Consider the following 15,502-nt stretch of genomic DNA (forward strand, 5'->3'; position numbering starts at 1 on the left):
TAATGAGCAACAAAATCTTGATGTATAGATATGATTTATCGCGTCTTGAAAAACCAATTATCTAAAATTGGATTTCTCTATAGATGCTACGTAAACAATTTTTGTTTGAGGTTCAGTGCAGTAGATGAAATCATCAATTACGGCACACATAAATTACAAAATTTGGCTATCCAGGTGTAATAGATGAGACTGTGCCTCTACTTCCCAGGAAGCTGTAATTTCTGGTAATTTATTTAGCTGTATTGCATCTTCCAAAGTCCAACAACGAGATCCGGTTAAACTCATGTCACCCCGTAGCACGTTAAATAACTGTGGCAGATTGTCAAGATTGTATTTAACCATCCAACGCGCTAGCGGTGTGGTATTGTGGGTGCAAAAGCTGATCGTTTGAAAGAGTTTACCCCGTTTTCCAACACACCATTTATGACAAAAAAGCGACCCTGGTGAGTAAATCTGCATTAATCCAATCAATCCCAACATGACTGGACTTACCAATAGCAGCAACATTAAAGCAGCAATCCAATCAATTACTCGCTGCAATTGTCTCAAGGGTTGGTTAGGAAGTTTTTTGCCAGCAGGTATGCTTAGGAATATTGGTTTTTGAGCTGCTTGACATGCATCTGCCCAAAATTTGAGCAAAGCCTCACCCAATTTTGGATCTATGCTGATCAAACTTACTGGAGAATGTTGTAAGCATTCTACTAGCGATCGCTTATCATCTAATGAAGCCAGATATGGTTGTTTAACTCGTCCAGGCACTTTCACCAAAAGCTTACCCCGTCGCCACTGAAGTGTGCAGTACCCACGATTATCTTGGTGTGACTGGGTTACATCATATAAATTCTCTAAAGTTGGAATTATTGAAGTTGTCATAATGTCTTTGGGTTGATACAAAAGTGAATTACTGAGGCGTTATCAAAGGCTATTAATGCCAAAGACCCAAATCCGAATCTTGTTGTAAGTCCAAAAAATTGGAGATAATTGAGGGCAAAATATGCTATAATATCCATCACTCAGCCAAGCATATATCGTGTAAAATTCTGCTGGTGTAGAGATGTACAAATTGGACAGATACTAATTACATCGGTAGCAATCACCGCTACTATTAACATTCATGGGCAAATCATGATTTTCCGGAAACTACTGACAGTAGAGAAGTGTAGAGAGAAATTACCCATGAATCTATATCTACGTTTAATTACGCTGAGGTGTTCATTGTCTTAATAGATTAAAGAAACCAGTCTGCTCTTGTCTTTTAGCCTTTATGAAGGTGCTTTAATCTCTAGAATATAAGACTATGCAGAAATAGCGATCGCTCAAATAACTTCTTTATTTATTCTTTAAAGAGTCAGTGATTTCTCTGAAAACTCATAAAGATAGCATAAATATACTGAATTCTTCCCGATAGCAACAAAATTAGATTTTGATTAGACCTCTTGCATAAGTCGAATAGACCCCCCTTAATCCCACGCCACTTGCTACAACGCAGGGAACCTCCGCAACGCAGTGGCTCCCCGATATATTGGGGGGAAACTTAAAATCTTGCCCCCTCCCCTTAATAAGGGGAGGGTTGGGGAGGGGTGATTCAAAGATTTTTGCAAGAGGTCTATTATAAATGCGAAACGCAAAATCCCCAACTTCTCTAAGTAGTCGGGGATTTATCATCTAGCCGTACTAGTACAGTACGGCGTAAATAAACCACCTATTCAAAACCAATTAAATGCTTACGCTGTATTAATTTTGAATTTTGAATTTTGAATTCTGCCTTGTGGTACTAGCTATTTTTCTACAGCTTGACGTAAAGCTAATTGCTGTTGTTTAAGATTAGGTACGTAATTACTACTAGAGTTTGATACCCCATTAGCTACAACCCCAATTAGATTTAACTTACTCAACATAGCTGTCGCTTGATTAAGCTGACTTCGCGTCACAATACCAATACTTGCCACCATAATCACACTACGACAAGATGATGCAGTAAGCATGGCATCCACTAAGCCGAGAACTGGGGGAGCATCTATCAGTACCAAATCATAATTTTCCTCAAATGCTGTCATTAATTGGATCATCCGAGGAGAACTCAACAGATTTGCCGGGTCGGTAGGTTTGGGGCCAGCGGTTAAAATATCGATGTAGGCGGAGCCTGAGTATTGAAGACTAATTTGGTTGGGTAAAGTTGTATCACTCGCCAATAAAGTTGAAAGCCCTTGCTCATTAGGAAGATTCAGTTGATGGTGCAAACTGGGATCGCGTAAATTGGCATCAATCAGCAGTACCCTTTTGTGTAAACGAGCAGCACTCATTGCCAAACCCAATGCCAAAGCTGATTTACCCTCATCGGCTAAAGCTGAGGTAATCATCAAAGATTTTAAATTAGTAACAGTATTTAAAAGTTCAATGTTTTTGTAAATCAGATCCAGCGATTCCCAACGTGGTGGAGATTGCAATACCTGAATTGTCCAAGGAGCAAGAACTTCTGGCTTACCAAAAGGCAACTTGATCATTGATTCTCTAGGTTTGGCTGGCGGTAACTTGGGAGTTGTTCCCAACAACGGCATGGCCATTTGCTTCTCTAACTCAGCAGTGGTGTGAACTGCATCATCAGCCGATTCGCGAATAAAGGCAGCAATGCCTCCTAACATTAAGCCAACCACAGCACCTAAGAGCAAATTCTGCTGGAGATTGGGGCCTAATTTTGCGCCTTTTTGAGGATCTTCTACCACTTCCCAATTAAATCCACCCTTGGAAAGTTCTTGCCGTAATTGTTGTTCTGCTCTTAAAAGCTGCTCTAATCTTTCACGACTAAATTGCAACTGCGGTAGCATCCGATTGTAATAAGCCAACAAAGGTGGGAAGCGTTTGATTTCAAAACGCAACTCGTTTTCTTTCTGAGCCAAAGTTTGATCGCGAGCAGTTAAAGCAACTATAGTTGTCTGCGTTTCTACTAACTGAGCAGCAAGGTTAAGATCGATTTGGCCCAACTGTCCTTTTTCGAGAAGAGAGTCTCCAGAAGTGAATGCACCAGCAGACTTTCCGCCTAAAGTTCTTCCTACCTCTTGTTGCAATAATTCCTTCTGGTCTTGAAGCTGTTCTTTGAGTTTTTGCACGCTTGGAGTTCGATCTGTAAAGCGTAAGCGTTCCTGTGCTAATGCCAATTCGCTTTTTTGGATTTCGTTTAGTAAGCCTTGATAGCGAGTAGACTGACTCAAACGAGAAGCAACTAAAGCATTTTGAGGAGAACGGTTAAGTTGTTCTTCTAAAGATTTTTGGCGTGCTAAAGCTTCTCCATACTGAGCACGAGTTGTCTGTCTTTCTTGGGAAAGACTGTTCAAAGCTGTTTCAATCGCTTTGGCCTGTGATTCTGGATCGATTAAATTCTGATTTCTGCGAAATCTTTGTAAATTTGTCTCAGCCGCGTTGACTTCTTCACTAGCTTTACTTAACTGTTCTCTGATGATTTGCAGACCTTTTTGCAAACGCGAACTCTGTTGTTGTTTGTTATATTCTAGATAAACTTGTCGAATTGCATCTAGAACTTTTTGGGTCTTTTCAGGATCTCCAGCGGTGTATTCAACTTGAAAGATTTTTGTAGCGACGTTATCTTCTTTGCTCCTAATTTGAGTTAAGACCAAAGAAGCTTTAATTTCAGCTGAAGTTATATCTGGATAACTAGACTGAAGTTTATCAACTGCTTTTTGAATTAGTCCCGAACTTTGCATCAAGTTAAGCTGGGTGGCAGTATCTATGACCACATTAGAGTCAGTAAACTGATTGTCTACCCCCGCACCACCTTCTGTCTTACCTTGATAGTTAGGTTCTACTAGCAGTTGCATAGAACTTTTATAAGTAGGTTTTGTTTTTACAGTTACTATGCTGGAAATAACAAGAGAACTAATTAATACTGCTAAGAACCAAGGAAATCTCCGCACAAATACGGCAAACATTTGCCCATAACTTGGTTCACTTTCAGAAGCTGGAGCTAGATGAGGATTTAGACTAGTTTGAACCACTTTTATTATCCTTGTCTTCAAGACTTACGCTAAGAGATTCTCCGAAGAATACCTATTTTTTTGTCAACCGCCAAAGACGAGAGAGAAAATAAATGGGTAATCTGATAGTAGAAAGAGATTCAGAAATCAAATGAATAATTGATGCACGCCACAAGCTTGGTTAATAATTTGCTCAACCTTGCCAAAAAATGCATTCTCTGAAAAGTTTGCTACAGCATGATTGCGGATGCGATCGTAATTCCAAGAAATGCCATTGGCTTCTAGTAAGGCAACTTGTAAAGATTCAGGTGTTTGTCTTTTAAAAAAGACTCCTGTTTCACCTGGAATTTGAGTATCTAATACTCCACCCGCTCCATAAGCGATGACTGGTGTACCGCTAGCATTAGCCTCTACCGGAACTAATCCATAATCTTCTAGGGCTGCGACAATAATAGACTTGGCTTTGGAAAACAAGTCTTTGCGGGTTCTATCACTTACGTGTCCCAAGAACACAATATTTTGTAATGCTTTGGATTTTAACCGTGCTAGTTCTGGCCCGTCACCAGATATTAATAGCCGCCACCCTAACCAATTAAAAGCTTCGACTATTATATCAAGTCGCTTATAACTGATCATCCGGGCAGAGGCCAGATAATATTCATCTTTTATATCGGAAAAAACAAATTTACTAGTATCAATTGGATAATTCACCATCATTGCCTGTTTGCCATAAATCTTTTCAATCCGGCGGGCAACAACACTGGAATTAGCAATGTAAAGGTCAGGCTCCTGTGCATATTTCAGGTCTACCTTTCTCATTACTTGAAATACTTGTTCGATTAAAGGAGCAAAATATCTATAGTCTCCGTACTCTCTTAAATAAGTTGCTGTATCCCATAAGAAACGGGTAACATTATGGCAAAAACAAATGTGGTAAGCATTAGGATTTTTTCGCACTGCTTTGGCAAAGCTGGTGCTACTACTAATAATTAAATCGTAATCTTGCAGATCCAAGGCACGAAAGGCAGGAAAATATAAAGGAGCCATCGACCTGAAATATTTTGCTGCACCAGGAATCTTTTGTAAAAAGGTTGTATTAACTATGCGATCGCCTAAATCAATCGTTTTTTGGGGATCGTACAAAGATGTGAAAATATCTGCTTCGGGATAGCGCTTACAAAGCAGTTCAAACACACGCTCTGCCCCACCTCGCTGGGTTAAATAATCATGGACGAGAGCAATTTTCATGAAATTTGACCTAAAGTTTCGACCGAGTTTGTGGAAACGTTTCCCAGCAAGTTACTATCAACAACTTTAGTGTCCCGCAGTATAGCTTTCTATCCTCTTGATGAAATTCTGGCGACAAATATATAGGGGCGTACAGCTGTACGCCCCTACAGCTAATTCATTTGTGGCAAATATTTTTAGAACCGATATTATCCAACTGCTACTAAGATTTTTTCTGGAGCGAAATAGACGTTTTGCTCAGCTCGTAGTTGGTCGCAAAGTCTGCCTTCAGGTAATTCTACATCCTCATAAGTGAGGACTCGATCTTTAGAAATATCTCGTTTGAGGCGGCACCCTTCAGCTAAACCCATTGGTAGAAGATTTTGCTGTTGGACGATATCGGAATTTTCACATTGTCCGTAGGTCATGTAGTAGCCGATGCCATCTAAGATTTCTCCTGCTTTCAGGTCGATTTTGGCGGTGGTGACAACATCTACTAGCGGGCCTGCTAGTGGGGACATCACAGCATCACCAAATAAAACAGCACGCGCTACAGACAAGGGAACTTCAAAATGACAGAGGTGATAAGGAGTATAGAAGCTGTAAAGTGGGCCTTCGCCTAATTTGTATAAGTTGAGATAGTGGCGTTGCTTAGGGTCGTCGTGAGTGGCAAATACATATACACCTGGGCCTGGTTTTGCTCCAACTACATAATCGACAATACCGCCCAGTTCTTTAAGTTGTTTAACATCATATAACTGGGTCATTTCATCGACATGACCGCTGAAGTCATATCCTAGCATTCCCCGTTTGGCGACTTTCATGCCTGTGGCATTGGCAACGATCGCTTGCTCGAAGGAAATTTTGCTTCCATCGGCGAAGCTAGTCACCATGTGGGACTTTTGACCCCAACGTTTAGCAAATCCTTCCTGGGTGGTGGGATTGCGATAGGGGTCTTGAAGTCCTTTAATGTTACCGCACAATAAAGGAGTTAAACCAATGCTTTTCACAAAGCGATAAAGGTTCATTTGCACCCCTGGCTGATCGCCATCACAAGCGCTGAGAATCACGCCTGCTTTGTCGGCATACACTTTCAGGATGGGGCCGATGGTGCCATCAAGTTCAGCATTCATCATAATCACATGTTTGCGGTAGGCGATCGCTTCCATAACGATCTCAGCGCCAAATTCCACTGCACCTGTGACTTCGATTAATGCATCGATGCCTTCAGCCCGACACAGTAACTTAGCGTCTTCTGTGACTGCATATTTACCGTTAGCGATCGCATCTTCTAATTCGTTGACAGTTGCAACAACTTGAATATCTTCAATTCCTGCTTCCGAATAAGCTTGTTTAGCTGCACTAATCTGACGATTAGAGATAGCAACTAACTCCATTCCTGGCACTGAATTGACAATTTGGTTGGCAATTCCTCGACCCATAAAACCAGCACCAATCATTCCCACCTTAATAGGATTTCCTGCTGCTGCACGGGCTTGTAAGGCGCGATCGATAATAATCATGAACTAAACTCCTTTTTGGAACTGTTTGTTGTGTTACAAATTCTCGATAATTTTGCACTTAATAATTTGTTACGGCTAAATATTAAGTACATTTTCATGGAAATTATCATTAATGACAGCTACTAACCACTTGTTTGCTAGATGTGAGTAGTAGTAGTCTGTTTTTTCTGGCTGTGATTTTTGATAATTTGCTCCACAGCATTTCTGTAGGCTTGAGCAGGCAAATTGGCAATACTTCTGACTTTCGCATTATTGTATTACCTCATGCAGAGGAGCCAGTGTGTTGTACAGAAAACACCTGGCACAGAGAAATAGTCTATAGTTATCTAGAAGCTGTACCACCAACAGTCATCATTCTCAAAAAAGGCCAATTTAAATCTTTCTCGGAGATTTCAGTCACATCTAGAGGCCAATCAATGTTAAAGAATGGGTCATCATAGCGTAAACCTCTTTCATATCCTGGAGTGTAAAATTCACCTACTTGATATACAACTTCAGTCTCATCGGTGAGTGCTTGATAGCCATGAGCAAACATTTCTGGAACATACAAAGCACGGCGATTTTCTGGGGTTAGCTCTACACCAATGTGTGATAAAAAGCTAGGAGATTCAGGACGCATATCAATAATTACGTCGTAGATTGCGCCTTTAGTACAGCGAATTAATTTTGTTTCTGCTGCTGGCAGAATTTGATAGTGCATTCCCCGGATAGTGCCCTTTTTATAATTAAAAGATAGGTTACATTGGGCAACTGTTGGCTTTAATCCGTGTGCTTCAAATTCTTGAGCGCAGAAAGACCGAGCGAAAAAACCACGATGATCTGGCTTTTCTTCTAAATCAATGATGAATGCGTCTTTGAGTGCAGTTTGAGTGAAGATCATGAATGAATAACCTTGAGAAGAATATTGAGGACAACAAAACTTGGCAAGTTTGAAAACTTAACTTGTTAAAACCTCATCAAAAAGAGTCTTGAGTGGGTTTTTAAATTAACAATTAGCTTGCTTGGACTGAACTAGATGGCGCTAACTTTGGTTGAGGAAAAGTATCGTCTCGATATTGAGTACAAACTTCTGGACGATCGGGAGAAGTAGAAGTGTAGCAAGAGAATAAAGTTAACCTATCTTCTGTGCGTAATGTCCCGTGATGTATGGCTTTTTTAGGATCTACAATAATGACTGTTCCTGCCGATCCCGTACAAGATTTCCAAGCTTGTTTCGGGATAATCTCATTTAGTTCGTCATCTGTGATGCCTAAATGACCAGATTGCCAAAGCTTGTAGTAAGTACGGTAATAGTTTAATCTCAATAAAGAGGTTAAAGAGGCTGGAATATATTCAAAGGGGCCGTGCTTTTCTCCCACATCATTTAAGTAGATAATGATTTTGATCATGCGGCGGTCTTCTGCATCTTTGTGCCATAATTGTGTACCAAACTGATTTTTATTAGGGAAATCTTTGCGAAGATGTACACCATGAAAAATGATCGGCAGACCAATGTAGTTTTCAATAATGTTTAGAAGCCTTTTTTCGCTTCCCCAATTAGCAAATTCAGGTAAATAGGTAACTGTGTAAATTTGAGGAAATTTTTCATTTGAATCGTCATTATTGATAGATGCCATCTGGGACGAATAACTATCAGCTGCCTTGAGCAATTCTGATGTTGAATCGAATCCCAATTCAGTAAGTGTGGTAATATGAATACCATCACATTTAAGATCGTTAAGAATTTGGCGATCGCTGAATTCTAGTGCAGACAAATTAGCAGCATGTTTTAAAAGTGCTAATCTGTAAACTAACTCAGAGCCTAGTGAAAATATTTTGCGTTTAATCTTGAGCAGCATGGCATGACTACCTTTAATAGACTATCGGCTATTTTCTATTTGTTGTCTTAACTCTGCTCTGGGATAAGTATCATCCCAGTATTGGGTGCAGAGTTCTGGTCTTTCAGGAGGGTTGGCGGTGTAACAAAAGAATAGTGTTGAGCGTTCTTCTGTGCGGACTATGCCGTGATGCAAAGTATTTTTCGGATCTACAATAATGACAGTACCTGCTGGCCCTAAACAGGATTTCCAAGTTGATTTGGGAATGACTGTTTTCACTTCTTCATCATCAATACCTCTATAGCCTGACTTCCAAAGTTTGTAGTAAAGCCGAAAATAATTCCAACTCAATAAGGAAGTTAAAGAACGGGGAATATATTCAAAAGGCCCAGTTTTTTCTTCGACATCATTCAAGTAAATAAAGATTTTGATAATACGACGGTCTTCAGAATCGCTATGCCATAGTAGTGTGCCAAACTGATGTTTGCTAGGGAAATCTTTACGTAAATGTACACCATGAAAAGCAATAGGAAGACCAATATAGTTTTCGATCAGATTGAGAAGTCTTTTCTCCATTCCCCAGGCATAAAATTCTGGTAAACCTGTAACTGTGTAAATTTGTGGTAACTTTTCATCAAGATGGTCGTTGTTGGGATTTTCCATCTGAGATAATTGCTGGTTAGCAGCTTTGAGCAGTTCAAAGCTAGAGTTGAAGCCTAAATCTGCTAGTGTTGTGACACAAACACCATCTTTTTTGAGAACCTTCAGAATGTTGCGATCGCACCCTTCCAATGCTGGCAGATTTCTGCTATGCTTCCAACGAGCTACATAATATTGCAAGTCAGAAGACAGTGTAGATATTTTGCGTTTAATTACATTAAACATATAGGAAATATTTTCTAGTTTTAATGTCAATTGTTTGGTAATTTAGTAGCTTATGGCTTATAGCTCCGCATTTCTTGAGTAGGTATTTCACTTGATTCTGCTAAACTAAAATCTTTAGAAACCATCACATCAAAAGCACATAAACTGACTAAAGCTAAAAATGGGACTACTGTCTTAATGGCAGACATAGGCCATCTTCTTAAAGCACCTAAGAAAACTTTCAAGTTGACTTCTTTACCGTTTTGCAAAAGCATCCGCCGACAAAACTGCTTAGAATATCCACTCTGCTGCAATTTCAAAATTACTTCGGGTATGTGTTTATATTGCATTAACAGGGCAGATTTTGGTTCTTTCTGCCAATAACTCACACCTACAACACATTCCAAATAAATTTCTTTCGTGACAATTACACGACCATTAGAAGCACAATACCCGGCTAAATATGCTAAAGATATCCAATTATTCTCAGCATCTTGCCAATTATATAGAGCGCATTTCACTAAATCAGTGCGGTAGATTGTAGCAGTCAGAAAAATGACTGCACCGACACTTTTTGAGAAACAATGCTCAAATATAGCTTTACCATCACCATCACCATCTTCACTATCTATATCAAACCAGCGATTACCAACAATTGTTGGTGGATGAACTGGTTCACCTGTAATTTGGTTTCGACCGGAAAAGTTGAGAAACAATAATGATAAATCTTCATATTGCTTAAGTTTACTAATCACATAAGCAATCGCTCTATCTTGAATTGGATCATCATCACCAATTGTCCAAACATATTTTGTTGTCGTCGAGTTTAGACAATACATAATATTTTTGACAACACCTAAATTTTGAGGATTTTTATTTGATTTAAATGGGATGTTGCTAAGTATTCTTTGCCATTTTTTAATCACATCCTGAGTATTGTCTGTTGAACAATTATCAGAAACTAAAATTTCACAATCATTTTCAAAACCCTTGATAGCTTGAGCTAGCCATGCTAACTGTTTATCCAGCAATTCAGCACGATTATAAGTCGGTATAGCAATGGTCAGTAATTTCTGCATGGTAAAAAATTGATATATTAATGGTTACAGGCTCTCTAGCTGTTTGGGTGGAAAAAGAGTTGCCCAAGCTGATATGCTCAACAAACGTAAGTAAGGAATAAATATCTTGATTGTCAAGAAAGGCCAACGTTTTAAAGCACCTAATAGGATTTTCAAGTCAGTTTTTTGATATAAACTCTGCCAAATCATTTCCTGACAAAATTTATGAGGGTATCCTACCTTTAGTAGTTTTATATAAACTTCAGGTATGTATGCATATCGCATTTTAAAGTTCCATGTTGGGTCAAGATCCAAAAGACTAGCGCCCATAGTACATTCTAAATAAGTGTCTTTAGTGACGATGACACTTCCATGAGCAGCACAAAATGCAGTCCAATATGCTTGAGATGCCCAATTATTAGTAGCAGACGGCCATTTTTGTAAAGCGCGTTGTACTAAATCTGTGCGATAAATTGCTGCTGATATAAAAAGTACACCACCAAAATTTTCATTCAGGTAACTTTGAAATATAGTTTTACTATTAACTTTTGGTTCGTCTTTATCACTATTTAACCAGCGTTCGACAACAAGTCGACCTGTTTGTTTTTGACGACCAGAGAAGTTTAAAAGCATTAGTGCTAAATCTGAATATTTTTTTAGTGTCGTTAATACATAATCTAAGGTTCGCTCTTGAATTGGATCGTCATCACCAATTGTCCAAATATATTTACTATTTGGGGCTTTTAAGCAACAAGCAATATTACCCATGACCCCGATATTTTCACTATTCTTCTTTGATACAAATGTGATATTATTAAAAATTAGCTGCCACTTTTTAATAACTTCTTGGGTATTATCTGTAGAACAATTATCAGAAATAAAGATTTCACAGTCAGACTCAAACCCTTTAATAGATTTGGCTAACCAAGTAAGTTGTTGATCTAAAAGATGGGCACGATTGAATGTAGGAATTGCAATAGTTAGTAATTTATTCATTTCACAATTTAAAAATAGTTTTATGGATGAAATAAGCCCGAATCAACACTATTTGATTCGGAAGCTTAGATGATTTATCCGTTGCTGCTAGGCAATTTTAGCTACTTTTTATTCCAGAAGAAATCTTTGTCAATCTGCTCTGTCCGAATTAGATACTCTAGCTGTTTTAAACGAGTAAATCCTCTAAACAAGAAAGTATCTTCAGCCATGTGTATTTGACTGAATAAATCAAATAGCTGCTGGGCACCAAGTCGGGCATTCCAATCACATTTAAATCCAGGTAGGATTGTGTTAATTTTCTCAAAAGATACGCGATAGCTGCGGTTATCTGCGCCGTTATCACCAAAGGATAGTTTACAATCTGGGAAAACATCAGCAATAACTTCTGCGATTTCTTTAACGCGATAGTTATTCGCTGTATCTCCCACGTTGAAGATTTGGTTATGTACAATGTCTCGTGGTGCTTCTAAGGTACAGACTATTGCTTTGCAAATATCCAATGCGTGGACTAATGGCCGCCAAGGTGTGCCATCACTAATCATTTTGATTTCTTTGCTTGTCCATGCCAACCCTGCTAAGTTGTTTAAAACAATATCAAAGCGCATTCTAGGAGAAGCACCAAAGGCTGTTGCATTCCGCATGAAGGTGGGAGAGAAGTCATCGTCAGCGAGTGGTGCGACATCTCTTTCTACGAGAGTTTTACATTCTGCGTAGGCTGTTTGAGGATTAACTGCGGATTCTTCTGTGACATCACCTGCGGTAGCAACGCCGTAGACACTGCATGAAGACATATATACGAAGCGACGCACACCCATAGCCTTAGCCAGACTAGCCAGACGAACTGAACCTACATGATTAATTTCATAGGTAATATTGGGTGCCAATTGTCCGGCTGGGTCGTTGGAGAGTTCCGCCATGTGAACTATGGCTTCAATTCCTTCTAAATCATCAGGTGTGATGTTGCGGATATCTTTGTTAAGGGTTTTAGGAGTCACTCCACTAGGGTTGTACAGCCAACCAACTTTATAGAAGCCCGTATCTAGACCAATAACTTCATGTCCTCGTTCGATTAACAGAGGTGGTAATAATGAACCTAGATAACCTTCTGTTCCAGTTACTAATATTTTCATTGTGGTTAATTCCTTTGTATTGTATTAGGAAATTAAATTCTTCGTTTAGCTGGACGCGTAGATGTACGCCCTAGTAGTCTGCCAACCCAAAGATGCGCTTGTGAGGGCTGGGGAAAGGGGAAAGGGAAAAGGGTAAGGGATTTTAAACCTTTCCCCCTGCCCCTTATCCCCAGAGGGGGCCCCACCTTCCCCCTTACCCTTTTCCCCGCCAAGTGAACTTGGCGAACTACTAGAGTGTGTTGCACTAAAAGGGAACCGCTATATTTTTCGTTTGTATGCAATAACTTGACCTCTCTCCAAACCACTCTCTTAAAAGCAGAGAGGCTTTTAATCTTACTTTTCCTTATAGGGAAGGGGTTAGGAGTTCGGTCTGTATTTGACTTAACTGAGAAGCGTTATATATGACTTGGCTAACAGTCATTATATAGTTACTAAAACCTTTGCAGGCTTACTTATTAGTTAATAGCACTCTCTAGCAGTTCTTAATTGATGTAACACCCTTTTTTGTTGTGAGATGGGTGTCTTATACCAATTCAATTAATGATTGCAACACATCCTTGGGTCAAGACGCGATTCATCGCGTCTCTACAAATGGTCTATTTGTCGCATTCTTTTTTCAAATTGGTATTACCTATCCCTTGTATTTTCAAGCAGGCAAAGATGCCCACTATACAAGATTCATCCCTTAATTCAGCAGTTCCGGAAATAACAACTATGCTATCTATGCAATTACTACACTTTCTAGATGCGAAAGTTGGGGAATTTCTGCCACAAGCGCTTTGCCGATTTCTAGAGAAGATGTGGCAGCCGGAGAAGGAGCATTGCAAACATGAATGGAGTTTTGACCAGAAACAATCAAAAAGTCGTCTACAAGCTTGCCATCGTTCATTAAGGCTTGAGCGCGGACTCCTGCATGGGTGGGAACTAAGTCTTCTGATTGTACTTCGGGAATTAGTTTTTGCAGACTTCTGGTGAAGGCTGCTTTGCTAAAGGAACGAATGATTTCTTGGATACCTTCATCAGCGTGTTTAGCTGCTAATTTCCAGAAACCGGGATAGGTGATAACTTCCAGAAAATCCCGTAAGTCAAAGTCGGTTTTTTTGTAACCTTCGCGTTTGAGGGATAGAACCGCGTTTGGCCCTGCATGGACGCTCCCATCAATCATCCGGGTAAAGTGGACACCCAGGAAGGGGAAATCTGGATTGGGAACTGGGTAAATTAGTGTCTTGACCAGATAGCGTTTTTCTGGGGTGAGTTCGTAGTATTCTCCCCTGAATGGGACAATTTTGGCTTGGGGTTCAACTTGACCTAGTTTGGCGGTGCGATCGCTATGCAATCCAGTACAATTAATTACAAAGCGGGTTGCAAAGTTGCCGTTGTTTGTTTCCAGTACCTGATTTTTACCACTTGGAGAGATTTTTAGGACTTTTGTATTCAGGTGTAAATCTCCACCCTGCTGTTGAATAAGCTCGGCATATTTCAAACAAACTTGCTTGTAATTAACAATACCAGTAGATAATACCCGAATTCCACCTACACATCTAACGTGAGGTTCAATTTCCTTAACTTCTTTGGGGCTAATTCTCTGGACTTCTATGCCATTGTCTAAGCCGCGTTGATAGAGATTTTCTAAGCCTGGTAGTTCTTGTTCTTCAGTTGCAACAATTACTTTACCACAAACTTCATGGTCAATTCCATGCTCTTGGCAGAATTCTACCATTGAACGAGAACCATTACGACAAAATTTAGCTTTGAAACTCCCTGGCTTGTAGTAAATACCAGAATGAATTACCCCGCTATTATTGCCAGTTTGGTGAAATGCCCATTGGCTCTCTTTTTCTAGTACTAAAATCCGGGCATTGGGATAGCGTTTTCCTAAAGCCAACGCTGTCGAGAGTCCAACTATTCCCCCACCTATAATCGCAAAATCATACATTAGTATTATTGTACTTCAAATTACAGTAAATCCATAAAGTTATTTGTCATTTGTCATTTGTCATTTGACTCCTAACTTCTCTCTTGCCATATCTTCCAAGGAGCTTGATTGTTTTTCCACAGCCCTTCGAGATAGTTTTTATCACGTAAAGTATCCATCGGTTGCCAAAAACCATGATGTTTAAAAGCAGATAGCTGTTCCATATCAGCTAGCTTTTCTAATGGCTCTTGCTCCCATACCGTATAGTCATCAGCAATTAAGTTGATTACTTCTGGTTCTAACACAAAATAACCACCATTAATCCATGCTCCATCACCTTCCGGTTTTTCCCGAAAGCTGGTGATTTTAGTTTGCTCATATCCTAAAGAAATAGCACCAAAACGTCCGGCTGGTTGAACAGCAGTAAGTGTTCCTAAGCTATTTTGTTCTTTGTGAAACTTAATTAGTTCGGTGATATTAATATTACTGACACCATCACCATAAGTAAAGCAAAAAGTCTCGTTACCAAGATGTTCGCTGATTCGCTTTAAGCGTCCGCCGGTCATTGTATTATCACCCGTATTTACTAAGGTGACACGCCAGGGTTCTGCATAACCAGAATGCACGTTCATCTGGTTAAAGCGCATGTCAAAGGTAACATCTGACATGTGTAAGAAGTAGTTAGCAAAATACTCTTTAATGATGTAACCTTTATAACCACAACAAATGATGAAGTCATTAATGCCGTGGGCAGAGTATGTTTTCATTATGTGCCAGAGAATTGGCTTACCACCAATCTCAACCATCGGCTTGGGTCTAATACTGGTTTCTTCACTGAGGCGTGTACCAAGACCTCCAGCCAAAATCACCGCTTTCATGCAATTACCTCGAAGATTTGTAGAGATATGATTATTTGACTTTTTCGAGATGAAGAGGATGCACTTAAAGGGAGAAAAATATATTTCTGATTTCTGTTTCTCCGT

At 39.6% G+C, this 15,502-nt stretch carries 12 protein-coding genes; all 12 read right to left on the reverse strand.

All coding sequences use genetic code 11. The features are described from left to right. Window positions 1–153 precede the first annotated feature (153 nt). Window positions 154–873 carry a heterocyst development glycosyltransferase HepC gene (gene hepC, locus V7K79_RS21615; protein WP_335050249.1) on the reverse strand — a complete coding sequence of 240 codons (720 nt, stop codon included), beginning with the start codon at window positions 871–873 and terminating at the stop codon, window positions 154–156. A gap of 905 nt (window positions 874–1,778) precedes the next feature. Then, a complete protein-coding gene (locus V7K79_RS21620; RefSeq protein ID WP_335050250.1) occupies window positions 1,779–4,010 on the reverse strand; it encodes a GumC family protein in 2,232 nt (743 codons plus the stop codon). 126 nt (window positions 4,011–4,136) lie between these two features. Continuing rightward, window positions 4,137–5,237: a glycosyltransferase gene (locus V7K79_RS21625; protein ID WP_335050251.1), complete on the reverse strand. Its 1,101-nt coding sequence runs from the start codon at window positions 5,235–5,237 to the stop codon at window positions 4,137–4,139. A gap of 188 nt (window positions 5,238–5,425) precedes the next feature. Beyond that, window positions 5,426–6,739, reverse strand: coding sequence for an NAD(P)H-dependent oxidoreductase (locus V7K79_RS21630; protein ID WP_335050253.1), 1,314 nt, complete (start codon window positions 6,737–6,739; stop codon window positions 5,426–5,428). Window positions 6,740–7,061: 322 nt separating this feature from the next. Next, window positions 7,062–7,619 (reverse strand): dTDP-4-dehydrorhamnose 3,5-epimerase, encoded by a 558-nt coding sequence (gene rfbC, locus V7K79_RS21635; RefSeq protein ID WP_335050255.1) that lies wholly within the window; start codon window positions 7,617–7,619, stop codon window positions 7,062–7,064. 112 nt (window positions 7,620–7,731) lie between these two features. After that, on the reverse strand, window positions 7,732–8,577 hold the full coding sequence (locus V7K79_RS21640; RefSeq protein WP_335050256.1) for a phytanoyl-CoA dioxygenase family protein: 846 nt from the start codon (window positions 8,575–8,577) through the stop codon (window positions 7,732–7,734). Between the two features lie 21 nt (window positions 8,578–8,598). Further along, window positions 8,599–9,441, reverse strand: coding sequence for a phytanoyl-CoA dioxygenase (locus V7K79_RS21645; protein WP_335050258.1), 843 nt, complete (start codon window positions 9,439–9,441; stop codon window positions 8,599–8,601). 50 nt (window positions 9,442–9,491) lie between these two features. Next, complete coding sequence (locus tag V7K79_RS21650; RefSeq protein ID WP_335050260.1) at window positions 9,492–10,499, reverse strand: glycosyltransferase family 2 protein; 1,008 nt, start codon at window positions 10,497–10,499, stop codon at window positions 9,492–9,494. 24 nt (window positions 10,500–10,523) lie between these two features. Continuing rightward, window positions 10,524–11,474: a glycosyltransferase family 2 protein gene (locus V7K79_RS21655; protein WP_335050262.1), complete on the reverse strand. Its 951-nt coding sequence runs from the start codon at window positions 11,472–11,474 to the stop codon at window positions 10,524–10,526. 101 nt (window positions 11,475–11,575) lie between these two features. Continuing rightward, window positions 11,576–12,604, reverse strand: coding sequence for an NAD-dependent epimerase/dehydratase family protein (locus tag V7K79_RS21660; protein WP_335050264.1), 1,029 nt, complete (start codon window positions 12,602–12,604; stop codon window positions 11,576–11,578). A 721-nt stretch (window positions 12,605–13,325) separates the two neighbouring features. Continuing rightward, entirely contained in the window at window positions 13,326–14,540 is a 1,215-nt protein-coding gene (lhgO, locus tag V7K79_RS21665) for an L-2-hydroxyglutarate oxidase (RefSeq protein WP_335050266.1), read from the reverse strand. A gap of 71 nt (window positions 14,541–14,611) precedes the next feature. Further along, the gene (gene rfbF / locus V7K79_RS21670) at window positions 14,612–15,397 is read right to left on the reverse strand and encodes a glucose-1-phosphate cytidylyltransferase (protein ID WP_335050268.1); all 786 of its coding nucleotides are present in this window, start codon (window positions 15,395–15,397) and stop codon (window positions 14,612–14,614) included. Between the last annotated feature and the right edge of the window lie 105 nt (window positions 15,398–15,502).

The sequence above is a fragment of the Nostoc sp. genome, assembly GCF_036917575.1.
Lineage (GTDB): Bacteria > Cyanobacteriota > Cyanobacteriia > Cyanobacteriales > Nostocaceae > Nostoc.

Bases quoted from the DNA above. Each gene is read 5' to 3' on its own strand.
- V7K79_RS21630 (WP_335050253.1), bottom strand. From the start codon at position 6,739: ATGATTATTATCGATCGCGCCTTACAAGCCCGTGCAGCAGCAGGAAAT.
- V7K79_RS21625 (WP_335050251.1), bottom strand. From the start codon at position 5,237: ATGAAAATTGCTCTCGTCCATGATTATTTAACCCAGCGAGGTGGGGCA.
- lhgO (WP_335050266.1), bottom strand. From the start codon at position 14,540: ATGTATGATTTTGCGATTATAGGTGGGGGAATAGTTGGACTCTCGACA.
- V7K79_RS21650 (WP_335050260.1), bottom strand. From the start codon at position 10,499: ATGCAGAAATTACTGACCATTGCTATACCGACTTATAATCGTGCTGAA.
- V7K79_RS21655 (WP_335050262.1), bottom strand. From the start codon at position 11,474: ATGAATAAATTACTAACTATTGCAATTCCTACATTCAATCGTGCCCAT.
- V7K79_RS21645 (WP_335050258.1), bottom strand. From the start codon at position 9,441: ATGTTTAATGTAATTAAACGCAAAATATCTACACTGTCTTCTGACTTG.
- hepC (WP_335050249.1), bottom strand. From the start codon at position 873: ATGACAACTTCAATAATTCCAACTTTAGAGAATTTATATGATGTAACC.
- rfbC (WP_335050255.1), bottom strand. From the start codon at position 7,619: ATGATCTTCACTCAAACTGCACTCAAAGACGCATTCATCATTGATTTA.
- rfbF (WP_335050268.1), bottom strand. From the start codon at position 15,397: ATGAAAGCGGTGATTTTGGCTGGAGGTCTTGGTACACGCCTCAGTGAA.
- V7K79_RS21660 (WP_335050264.1), bottom strand. From the start codon at position 12,604: ATGAAAATATTAGTAACTGGAACAGAAGGTTATCTAGGTTCATTATTA.
- V7K79_RS21640 (WP_335050256.1), bottom strand. From the start codon at position 8,577: ATGCTGCTCAAGATTAAACGCAAAATATTTTCACTAGGCTCTGAGTTA.